At 38.9% G+C, this 13,253-nt stretch carries 2 protein-coding genes; one reads left to right on the top strand and one right to left on the bottom strand.

The features are described from left to right. Window positions 1–47 precede the first annotated feature (47 nt). A complete protein-coding gene (locus H8S54_RS16415; RefSeq protein WP_186901848.1) occupies window positions 48–11,708 on the top strand; it encodes a hypothetical protein in 11,661 nt (3,886 codons plus the stop codon). A 342-nt stretch (window positions 11,709–12,050) separates the two neighbouring features. Here H8S54_RS16415 and H8S54_RS16410 read toward each other — a convergent pair whose 3' ends face one another. Next, on the bottom strand, window positions 12,051–12,947 hold the full coding sequence (locus H8S54_RS16410; protein ID WP_021926169.1) for a PD-(D/E)XK nuclease family transposase: 897 nt from the start codon (window positions 12,945–12,947) through the stop codon (window positions 12,051–12,053). Window positions 12,948–13,253 lie beyond the last annotated feature (306 nt).

The following is a 13,253-nucleotide window of genomic DNA, read 5'->3' as shown; positions in this document are numbered from 1 at the left end:
GATTTGACGTTGATTGAAAGAAATTAATTTCATAGGAGTTGACATTGGTGAAAAAATATAAACAGGTTCTTGCAACACTTCTTACAATGAGTTTAACAGTATGCGCAATACCGACTGGCATAGTAGAAATCAGTGCCAGTGCAGAAAATCAGAGTGATGAAATTTCCAGCATGGAAGAGGTGGAAACTTATTCAGAAGAAAACGGCATTGAAATATCGGATGGTCTGGTCCCTGAAGCTTCTGAATCTGGAGAGGGTGAAAGCGAAGGAGAAGAGCATACCGCAGGAGAAACTGGTTTCTTTGGCGGAGAACAAACGGGTAATACAATGGAAGCCGATTCGTCAAATGATAACGAAACTGGCTTTTTTAGTGGTGCAGAAGATAATGGACAAGTGACAGAGATTACCTCTGAAGTGTCAGAAGAACAAGAGGGGGAGGATTTGTTTTCTGATGATACTCAGAAGGAAGAGACAGATCTGCAAGAGAATGGACAGGCTTCTGTACAGGCAGAAGCTACAGGAGTATTACGGTTAAACCAATTAAAACACTATAAAGAAAAAGAATCGGTAATGAGTATACGATCAAATGAAGACCTGATTCTGCTTTCAAATTGTGATCCAAAAGAAATACAGGGAATTACTATAGAATTTTCTAGTTCTGGTGATATAGATATTACCCAACCAATAGCCGCTAATACTGATCTTTCAGAGTGGCTTTCTACTGTTGCAACTTCTGCTGCGGATGAAACTTCTGTTCAGGAAGCTGCATCTGCGGATGAAAATATAGATGTTCAGGAAGAAACAGTACAGCAGGATGAAGCTGCAGCTAATAGTTTGGAAGGCAATATAGTTATTGAAGATGAGATGCAGGCGGAGGCAGCTGCTGAAACGACAGAGGAGGATCTGAATAATAATACAGAAGAAATAGTTGATGCTACTATGATGTCTGATTCAGCAGAAGGTGAGCAGGGCATGACTGTTCAGGATACAATAACTGCAGGGGTAGAGTACAAGTATAAGGGAATTGGCAGTGCAGATTATCCTTTTCAGGGAACAATCAAAGGAGTAGTTCCGGCAAATTTTAAAGTTGGGTACTCCTTTTTTGGAGGGTTATCGTCAAAGGCAGTAATTTCAATGAACGGTGGTAATATATTGTCACTTACCTGGTGTGGTGATGGTACGGTACCAATGTTGGCTGGGACATATCAGTTTGATGAGACTAAAGACGTTGGGCATATGCTTCCTGCAATTAAGATTACCGGGGACTCATCGGGAGTGTTGGGAAGTTTGATCGGAACGATAAAAGAAGTGGAAAACGTTAAAAATCAGACTTTACATATTGAAAAAGATATTGTCACATATACCGATGGTGTGAAGGTAAATGTAGTTCCAGTTTCCGGTAATGCAGGATTGATCTGTAACACACTGGAAAGTGGAAATCTTCATATTGGGAATTATGCGTTTCCATCTGAAAGCAATGAAATAAAAATAACATCAGCGAATCAAAATGCCGGCGGCGTTATTGGTGAAATGAAAAAAAATACAAAACTGGAATTGGATTCAACGATTAAATTTGAAGGTGTGACTATAACTGCGACAACTGGAAACGCTGGCGGTATAGTTGGTATTGTGGAAAAACCCGATGCAGAAGAAACTGCAGCATCAATTTCTGTAAAAGCTGCCTTGAATTTTACTAATGTGACAATAAATGGTTCAACTGCAGCTGGTGGATTAGTAGGAAGTCTGGGGGAAAAAGCTAAGTTCGAGACAACTGTCAATGCAGTGATCGAATTTAGTAAACCTGTCATTAAGGTAACTGCAGGAACTGGAACTGCTGGTGGTCTTATGGGAAGAATGAAAGAACACTCAGAGATTGTTACTGCTGAGAATGCAGGAATTACGATTGATTCTCCCCAAATTACGATTACAAGCGATGGTACTAAAACTGTTAATGGAGCAGCTGGCGGCATAGCGGGAAAAGCCGATAATGTTACATTTAATAGTGTGAAAAGTGACATTGAAGTGAGTACGCCAAATGTAGGCGGAAAGAGCTGGACGCATGTAGGCGGCTTTGTTGGTGATTATACTTTAAATGCGGATATTGTTGATACTAATCAGAGTTTTCCACAGTATATAAAAATCATTAATCCGACTGTCTGGGCAGATGGAGCCTGGGGGTTGGGAGGGGGGAATTCCGGCGGATATTTCGGAAGGCTCAATCTTCAGGGAGGCCTTTGTTATGTGATTGGTTCTGAGGATAATACTACAGCAAAGACTGAATTTAATGCGAAATATAAACAAGACGGAGGTCGTTCACAAGGGTACGGGGCAATTGCAGGACAATTGACCAGTACAGCAAAAGAAAGCGCACTGGTACTTCAGAATTTAGAAGTAAATTCTGTTTATACGACAGGAGAAACAAGACCAATGTACCACGGTGGTTTGATTGGAAGAATTGGAGATAATGATCAAGAAAATGTTACGTATCTTGAAGTTAATAATGTGGCTGTGAATATAACAAATCCGCATGCGAGAAGTTTGTTTGGAGGAATCTCTGCATACTTAACCAAAAATAGTATCATGAAAGTATATAATGTGAAAATAGATACTAGAAACAGCAACGATAGCAGTTTATGGGAAGGCGGTGGAATTTTAGGACATGCCGGCGAAGGCAGTGTTTTAGAATTATCTGGATGCACAGATCTTACAAATGTAAACTTTCAAGGGCGCTCCAATGGCATTGTAGGACAATTGGTGAAAGAAAACGAATGCGGTTTAGTTTATGCGAAAGGAGATGGAAATGGAAATGGATGGACATATAAACGTAGTAGTTTTACCAAGGCAAGCGCTTTCATTAATGATATAGGAACTTATGGACAAATTATTCGTTTAAAATCATCGGAGGATAGCAGTAGTACTGGTGGCCTTAGCTACAACTTAATTCAAATAACAAATGAACATGACGTGGTATTGAAAAACCCAGCGGTTGCATGGAGTAATATTAAAGAGATTTCTTTATCGTCAGCAGATGATTTTGCGTTACTTTCTATAGCCTGGAATTCGCGAGGGTATTTTAGTGCAAATAAAGCTGTTATTAATACTAAAAATTATGGCTTGTTATTTAAGAGCAATATTACCATCACAAGTGATATAAATTTAACAGGAACTGGCATTTATGGGCTGACACGCGATAACAGTAAGGAATTAGCATATTCTGGAGTGTTTTCTGCAAGTAATGGGGCTACATTAACGCTTGCGATTGGCGAAACATTTGGATTTCAGGAGAGTAGTTTGGCTACTGATGATAAAGAGGGTTGCGGAAGAGTATATGCTTATAACAGCTATCATAACTATCAGGGAATCTTTGCAATATTTGCAGGGGAAATTAAAAATATTAAAATAGCCGGAGCAATTCATGTAAGTAATGCTGGAAATGAGATGACCGTTGGCGGAGTTGCTGCCGGGGAAGCTGGTGGAAATCAGGTTATTACTGTCAACAATGTTACTACATCAGAAAATATAGTGGCATACATTAATGGCAGTGCAGGCATGATAGTAGGCGGTTTTTTTGGCAGTGGCATAGCTACGAATGAACAGGCAACCTTGCAGATAGAAAATGGAACAAAGGCTGGTGCAAAAATACACTTAAAAAGTGCAGGGGGAAATACAAACGATACAAAAATATATGCAGGAGGCGTAATTGGACGGGTTGAAAATAGTTACTTTAAACTGGCATGTAATGATTTAACCGTTACGGGTGAAATTACCAGTGATGTACAAAAGTATGCTTATGTGGGTGGTCTCATAGGAATTATAAATAATAGCGGAAGTGAAGCGACTGCAAATCACTGGATGGAAATAAGAAAATTGGAGTTCAATGGTTTCAAAATTAATGCTTCTAAAGCAAGTGAAGTTTGCGGTGGCTTGTTGGGAAGTATATGGTCTCATGTGGGAGTATACTTCATGGGAGAACGTAACGGCAATGATGGTACTGATACCAAATTGAAAATAACAGATGCTGCAATTAATGCCCCTAACGCAAAGAGCGTTGGTGGGCTGGCATATCGTTCCAGCGGCATTTGGGAAATCCGTGCTTACGGAATTAATATGGAGAAATTTACGATTAATGCCGGGGAAGACATTGGATTGTTAGTGTGTCATGGAGAAAAAGCGTATGAGACTATAAATAACACAAGTACAGAATTAGGTGCTTTGTTTTTGGATACGACAGAATATTGGGATGACGGAGAAAAGTTTTCCTATAAAATTGGAAAGGATGTAAATATTTCTTCTACAAAAACAGGCGCTTTTGATGAATTTGTAGCATATACAGCTGCCTCAGCCACGACGATTTCAAATAATGGAGTAAATGGAGTTATTTCCATAGCTACACAATTACAAACATCTGGAACTACTAGTGTACCTGTTGGTGTTGATAAGGAGAAGTGTACAACTTATCAAAATCGAACCGCATATGGCAGTTCACATGAAACAAACAGTTGCAGTCGTTATTATTATGATTTGGAGCAATGTTTAGCAGAGGCGCAAAAAAATTCAGCGAAAAACAATGGTAGAATTGATACGCCACAAGAGTTAGTGCTTTGGAGCACTCACCGTTATGCAGCTGCAAATATAAAAGAGTACTTGACAAGATATGAAAATACATCACCTCAGATTAAGATAAATGATGTAGTGAATGATGTATCAATGATTGGTAGTGATTCTTCAACTACCCATGCCAGTCTTGATATGCAAACATACAGCTACTATCCAATTAATCTGGACGGCGGCGTTACTGTACAATATGCTGATATTAAATTTTACAACAAAGAAATTGAAACCTGTGAGTCTAAGGAAACTAATAAACTCACAAGTGCATCGGATGTCGCTTCACAATCGCAGCATTATACTATGCATTGCGGCCTGTTTTTGAACCATGTGAATGGAAAAAATGAAAAAACAGAGGTAAGCTTGCAAGAGGTCAGCTTTTCAGGAACAGTAGGAAAAGTAAATTATGGCAATAGTTCTGGTGTCCTTTTTTCTGGAAGTGTTAATGGTTCAAAGAAAGAAAATACGGTGTATCAGGTTACAGTAGAAATACAAGATGTTACATTCAAGAACTTAGCTGTTAATGATTGTGGCAACGATTATGCTCCTCTTTTTATTAACAGCATTGGAAGCTACACGAATCTGGATGTGAATGGAGTGACTCACGAGGAGTATACATTAGGAACTGCTGCGGCATCCAGCTTAATTGGAAATGTGGGCTCGGACAGTGGGACACAGATTAACTTATCATTTTTGAATATTTTACTTCCAGATAAATCTGCAGAGGAAGCAGGTGGTATTTTTACCCACGCAACTTTATTGGAATCGTTCCGACATGATGGATCTTCCTCCGTTGCAACTTATAATTTTTATTATGAGAACGATTATAAAGAGGATAAATATGATCACCATAAAGTGACTTATGGAAGGGAAATTTCTGAGTCAACAGAATATTTGGGGCAGCAAAAATGGTACTATGATGAAGATAAACATGGAAAAGAAGAAGGGGTTGTTAAAGACGTAAAGAATGATTTTAGTATTAGTTTTTCTTCATATCTTCCATATGTGTATGTGAGCTATTCAGGATTATATCATGAGATAAAAGTTAACCAGCGAGTAGCTGATATTGTGAATGGTTGTGGTACATATGGCCATCCTTATAAAATTACATCAGAGAGCGAGATGACGATTATCTCTGAGTATCTGGCAACTGGTAAGGCACGTAAAGATTGGAGAGTTACAATTACCAAAAATCAAACTGAATTCTGTGAAAATTCAGCACGGGATATTTCCTATCAGTATAACGGTACCTCTTGGGATCCTGTGGAAAAAGAGGAAAATGAGTGGAAGGTGATAAGTGGCACTCCGCTGGACAATGATGTTATGCTTCAGTATATGCTAAACGCATTTTATGATCTTAAGGGAGAAAAGCTGGAGGATAGATCTGATTCCTATCAGATGAAGCTGACTAATTTTGGAGGTTTTGGAAATTCATTTAGACCGTTCCGCGGTGTCCTCACCAGCACGAACACAAGTGGAACAACTTTGATTTTGGAAGGCAGTGGGACCTGCAGTGGTTTGATTCCATATAGCTACGGAAGCGTTATAAGGAATCTGACAATTGTATATGGAGGAACCGGAACAGAAAGCGTAACGGAACAGAAAACACTGACTTATAATGGGGACAAAACTTCCAGTTACTATCAGGATGTATGCTTCGGTGGAGTAATTGGTTGTATACTGGGCGGAGACAACATTATTGATAATGTTACGGTAAGAATTGCGGAAAATTGGCTAAAAATTGAAGGAGAAAAGAAACATCTGATTCCTGTAGGCGGCTATGTTGGATCTGTGTGCGGTGGAGGCGTAATCTTCCGTGGGATGGAGAGCGCTGAAAATAATAAAAATGCGAAAACAGGTTTGACGGATGCTATGATTGCGGAAAATAATGTTTCTGTAGTGGCTAATGCGTATAAAAGTATGTATGTCAATCCATATGTGGGAAGAGTATTAGATGGTTTTGCATTTAATGAGTCAACAGTTGGAATGGAAAATACGGATAAAAATTATAAAATTAATACTCTTACAACTCATACGGATCCATGTATTTCTGTAGATGAAACTACAGTAACTGAAACTACAGTAGCTGTACAAGATAGACAGGGATTGTTGATTTTGTCTGCAGTAGTTAACAGTGGTGCAGCATCAAATGGAATAAGCAATGCCTATAGCAATACAGCCAATGCGGCAAATTCAAAAACTACAACATATAAATTCGGCGGAAAATATGGAAAAGTGAGAAGAGCTTCTTATAATCATATTGGAATTGGCCAAAAGGATGAAGAGGTAGAGCTTTCATTAACGGATGATCAAAATATGGTTGCTTCAGAGAATCCGCCATATTTACTTGCTAAATATGGAAATGGTAGTTGCTTTAATCTTGGCGGTGATCAAAATGTCAATATTATATTAACCAAAGATGGCTATGATATGACAATTTACGGAAGCGGTTATCAGGGGATTTCTGCCCGTTATGTATCAAATGCAATTCTCCAGGGTGATAGTGCGAAGGCTAAGGGGATTGTGCCACAGCTTTTGGGATTCAACGGTAATGAGAGCAGCCTGACACTGGATACACAGGTAAAGGAGTATGCAGATGATGATTTCCATGCAGCAGCTGTTGGCGGAGTATATAATTTACTTCGCATTGAGACTAAAAAAACATGTACAATTCAGAAGTTAGCCCTTCAGGGTAAGAAAGATGCTAAGGGAGTCGTTTCTGGCGGTGTTTCTTTGCAGTATTATGATGCTGCGGGAAATCAGGTTGATAGTGCGACTGAGTACACATTTAAAAATAATGTGGATGTCGGCGGATTTGCGGGGACAACATCCAGTATTTCTGCAATAGCGAGTAGAAGTAGTGCTAGCGTTAATTTTAGTAATGTTGAATTAAAAAACATGAATATTGTAGGGTCGGTGAATGCTGGTGGCTTAATTGGAAGTTCTGGAAGAGAAGCGCCTAGTACGAAACCTATCAACTACCGACCATATGATATTGCATTGCTTTTGCAACCTGAGCTTAACAATCGTAGTTCTATTGGAATCAGTATAATCGATTCTAAATATGATGGAATTACAATTGATGCGTTTAACGCTGTTGGCGGATTTGTAGGCTATTTGGATAATAATGATACAGAGATTGAAAGCACTCTTGTTACGAATAATGAGATTACTGTTGGTAATGGTTCGAAGATTGGAACGAATAAAGCTGCGATTTATGCAGGAGGTGTGTTTGGATACATAAAAACGAAAATAAAAGTTAATGCAAAAGCAACTGGAAAAGCGGTGTTGCAAGATATCCAAATTACAGCTAAGCCATCTACTTCCGATTCTGGATGGGCAGGTGGTCTCATTGGTATGATAGATGGTAAAGAATATCAGATTAACAGAGTGCTGTTTAAGGGGACTAAAGCAGATAAAGCCGCAATTACTACACCTAAAGGAAAGGGCATGGGAACAGGTGGTATTGTTGGATATGCAAAAGGTTCAGGAAATGAAAATAAGTTTACTGAATGTAATTTAGAAAAGGGAACCATTAATACAGTGAACCATGCAACTGCTTCTGACAAGGACAGAAGTCAGGGCGCAGGTGGTATTGTTGGTATTATTTCTCACGGTGTAGTGACTTTTGAAAATTGTAGTATTACATCCAGTAAAATATATGGAGCAATTGCCGGAGGAATTGCCGGAAACGTAAAGATAAAAACAAGTTTTACTAGTTGTGCTGTAACGGGCAGTTCTGATAGTGATAAGACAGAAGTGAAGGGGTACTGTTGCGCCGGAGGAATTTTTGGTATTTTTAATAATAAGAATACAGTTAGCATTAAAAAAAGTAATGTTCGCTTTCTGGATGTTACCGGGCAAGCATGGGGAGTCGGAGCGTTTGGAGGAGATAGTGATAATAATAATACTGGAGCTTTATATATATTTGATTGCGCAGCGCAAAATGCAAATGTTGTGGGAGGAAAACAAACATGGAATAAAGTTGGTGGAATTATAGGAAATCTAAGAGGTAATTTTGCAGCATCAAATATTTTGATTGCAAATGTAACATTTGATGGTCCATCTAAAACAGGTGTTTTGTTTGGCGATGTGCGTTCTAATGCTGTTGAGTATATTAATATAGCGGGGATTAGTCTTCAAGGTATAAATCCTGATATTAAGCTATATAAGGTTGACGGCACTGATAATATTTCCTCAAAAAGCTACTTCGCATTTGCTGATTATTCCGGATCTGCATTGAATGCTGAACAAGTTGGTAATACCAACTTGTTGCAGGTTCCCCTAGGAGAGACGGGAGACAAAATAATGCCAGCAAATGAACTTAGTGAACCGTATGTTGTTACTAGTCCTAAAAGCTCGTTATGTGTGAACACAAAAGCAACTGCTACCGGTGAATCGACTGCCCTTTCTCTTTATGGAGACGGTGTTTCCTGGGATGCAGACACAGACACTTTTGGAGTGCTTGCGGAGAATATTTTCAAGGATAATCTACCGGAAGCTGAGGCGAATGGACATTATAAGTATAAAAAAACAAATGTAAGCTCCTTTGATTTTACAAAAGCTATTTCTGCTTATAATGCCAATCAGCCTATTAAAAGTAGTTTGGATTTTCCGGTATTGCAAGTCTCAGATGGTGATACAACAACTGTAATGGATTATTTAAATATAATAACCAATGGAGGTTTTTCTGAGGCAAATAAATTAAATTCTGATGAGAATAAACATGTAGAGGCAAGTACTGCTGTATATGTATATGATGCAGAGAAGGGCTACTTTATAAGGGATACGAAGGAAAACGCAGCACTTCAGGTAAAAACTGAAAACAATAAAATCAGTTTTGTGACTACTACGGATTATGATAACGAAAAGAATCGCTTTACACTTTTGACTGTAACTTTTACGGAAAAGGATGAAAGCAATCAAGAGCATAATTACAATATTATGGTCCCGGTTATTGTCCGTCGTATGCTGGAAATGGATTTTACAGCTACATTAAGTTATGGAACAAATTTCAGAAGTTCTGATTATACTGGTACCAGCCATGTTCTGGAAGGGTTTGGAAGTTCTATTTCAGGTTATTTAACTTATACATACAACAGCAAAAAGGGAACTTTTGCGGATTATGGATGGGAAAGTTATATTGAAGCAGGGGGAAATGTTGCAGAACCTATGGATAAGGCGCTGTATTTTGCGCTGGGCAGGGATGTTTATCTTCCTAAAGGAACACAATTATCTCTAGTGGATTGCCTGGATGACAGAGTATATTATTACACGGTAACTGGTACTGAAAATAATAAAATATCTCTTAAAAGCTTCGAAAGTTCTGACGGTGTTAAATATCAGGCGCCAAGTTTGGCTGAATTGATGAAGGTAACAGTAGAAGAAAATGGAATTTTTGTTAAAGTTGAGAGTGATGGCAGATTAGCTGGGACAGAGCCTTCTGCCAACGAGACTCATCCTGCGCCGACCGTGCGGATAAAAAATGCAAAGGGAGAATACGAGTATTACAGATTAGCTGAGGAAGGCGAAATTTCAGAAAAAAAATATAAGATGAAAATTCCTGAAGGTGCTTTAAATTCTGGAACAAAAAGCTCAATTTCTGAAAACTATTATTTAGTTATAACAGTACCTAAGAATAGTGGAAATGTAACGCTGAATGGTTCTCTGCAGACCGAAATTACAAGTGAAATTCCACATGAGATTTATTACCTGAAAAAGGATGGAACGGTGGATAGTCATAATAATACTGCCAGTACATATGTTATTTCAAAGGGATATACACATACTCTTGACGAACAGAATATAGTAGATCTGACAAAAAAAGTAAGTGTAGATGATTCAAAGGTGAAGGTTGATGTAGTAGATACTATAGCATTCCCAACTGATCAGATTTATAATGAGTATGATCAGTTGTATCTGAGATTTGTCGGAGGACTTCAGAAAACCGTAAATAATGTTTCGCAGGCCGTAATGTTTCCTAGTGGTACGCAAGGAACTGCAAACTTTTATGTTTACAGGGAAAATGGAACTGCAAAAACTTATTATCAGTATAATGGGAATGGTTGGAGCGAAGCAGCAGGTAATACAGAAACTGTTGCTGTCAGCTATTCTTGGATATCTGATGGCGGAAATATGGAATTACCATTGATGAAAGTAGAGGGAGATAAAAAGCAGATGATTAGCCTTCGCGAGGTACGAGATTTAGTGAAAGCGGCGGGTATTCAAGATTCTGCGAGAAACAGTACTTTTTATGTGGAAGTTAGAATGGAGGCCAGAATTTCTGAAACCGGTTTAGATGTGATTCCAGAATCGAAACCAGAGAATGGTCAGCCAACGGATTTCACAAAGCTTACCTATTATTCGCAGTTATCTACAGAAGCTCAAAGTCTTTCTTACAGTACGAACCGTGCGACAAAGCTGCAGACGCAGACTGCATATTATCGAGAAGAACCAGCAGGTGCAAAGCTTACCTATGAAGCAAATGATATCAGTCAGCTTGGTATTAATCTTCTGGATTTACAGAATCTGGATGATGCCACGAAGAAATATTCGCAGATCAGTACGACAGCATATTATAATTTGTCGGATGTGAAGAATTTGGATGATGCACTGAAAAATTCTAGCGGTATTAAATTTACGCTGAGTCTGCAGCCGAAGAATACTGATACGAATCAATCAAAAGAAACATATCAGACATCAACAGCGGATGCTGCGGATTATCTGGACATCGAGTTGGAATCTAAAGCTCCGGACAAGGAGGACCCGACCAAGGAAATAACTCCAGTGGTGGATTATAAAGATAGTACCTGGTCATGGACTGTTCCGCAAATAGCTTATTGGAAAGATGGTAATATAAACAACAATAGTAGTGTTTTTAAAGGAAACGTGTTGTCGCAAAGGATTTTGCTTAAGGTTCGTGTTGATAATGTAGAAGATTCACAGTTAAATCATTATTACTCTAATTATCGCGTTGTTGTTACAGCAGAAATATTGAACAGTGCTGGAACTGGTACAATTGAACCGCAGCAGAATGCTGATATCATTTATACCCTTGCTAAGATTGCTCCAGAGTTTATTCTTCCAAGCGTCAAGCAGTAGTATCAGACCCGGTAGATGAAGGTACCAGACTCCGGTAAAGAGGGGCGTGAAGGGGAGAGGGGCGTACCAGTATGAAGGTACCAGACCCCGGTAAATATTTCTAAATAGTCTAAAATTTTTATGAATAATACCGTGTAGAGGAGTTGCTTCTCTGCACGGTAAAAAGAAATACTTATCGAACTCTTTTGCAAACTGGCTTGAGTTCCTGTAGAGATTTGTTTCATATTGTGAAAAAGGCTCAAGTTGGAATGCTTTTGCAAATTAACGTAATGAAGCGTTTGCCATAAAAAAGAAAGCAAGAGAATTTCCCGCTATCTGACCGGGAAGTTCTCTTGCTTTCTTTTAATTATGGGTTTTATTCAGCTTCCGATACGTCTCCCATTCCGTCTCCGGAATTCCGAGTGCAGTCATTGCCTGCTCCATGGAAAGCTTTAAATTTTTCATCAGATTTTGGATGGATTCCTGTCTGGTTTCCAATTGGCCTTCTAATCGTCCTTCTAATCGTCCTTTCTGAATTCCCTTTTGAATTCCACGCTGTTCAATTCCTTCACTCAGATTGCACATTTCTGCCACCTCACCTTCCAATTTCTTTGTCATCGGGATATTATAATCCTGCTGCAGAATCTGCTTTTTTTCTTCGGGATCCCGTTCGGAAGAGAACAGTGCTTCCAGTAATTTCAAAATCCCGGAATCTGCCTCATGCTTTTTGTCGCCGAGACATATGATGATAGCAGTGATCAGATCATAATTTTCCTTTTTCTCTTGTACGTTACCTACTATATTCTGCTCCTGCAGAGAATAATAGTTAATTGTATTTTTCCTGTATTGCGGGGAGTCTATGCAGATAAAAATGCTGTAGACTTTTTTGATTTTCTCATAGTGGGAGTTTGTAAATTCAGTCCCATATTGGGAAGAAATCATTCGGCTGCAATAGTAGATGCTGCGTTTTATAAGCGGATAGCCGGGATAGAAGTCCTTCTGAGCTTCTATATTGATAATGAGCTGGATCAATTCCCCAGAGGCTGGTGCAACTGCATGAAAACGGACATCATAGGTGATTGTTTCCTCGCAAATACTGTTATCTTCTGTGTTCAGTCCTTTTATCATTGGGGCTGTTTCCAACTGTTCGTCCTGATGTACCGCAATTTCTGATATCTGAGGTTTCCCCTCTATGTATTTCTCTGCGATTTCCTGAACAGTACAGTCCCGGTATTCTGCAGGCAGCTTTTCATGATCCATGCAAGTATGATCTTTTCTGAAAGAAGTTTCTTGCAGGCTTTGTCGTATGCTGCCTTTTGTCCTGTGGTAGAAATTGTTTTTGAGAGTGTACTTTGTACGATCATCCACCACAAGCCTTTCTGCGATATGAACTTTTTGTTTCAAGGATATAGTAACATAAAAGATGAAAGATGGCTAGGGGGGAATGATTTATTATTCCAATCCTATTTTTCCCATTTACAAACAATAAATATTTTCAGATGATTTTGTCATCAATAAATGACCTATAAAATCTGTCTCTTATACACATCTCCGAGCCCACGAGAC

This window comes from Blautia segnis (assembly GCF_014287535.1).
GTDB lineage: Bacteria > Bacillota > Clostridia > Lachnospirales > Lachnospiraceae > Blautia_A > Blautia_A acetigignens.
This window is presented reverse-complemented; position numbering and strand designations above follow the sequence as displayed.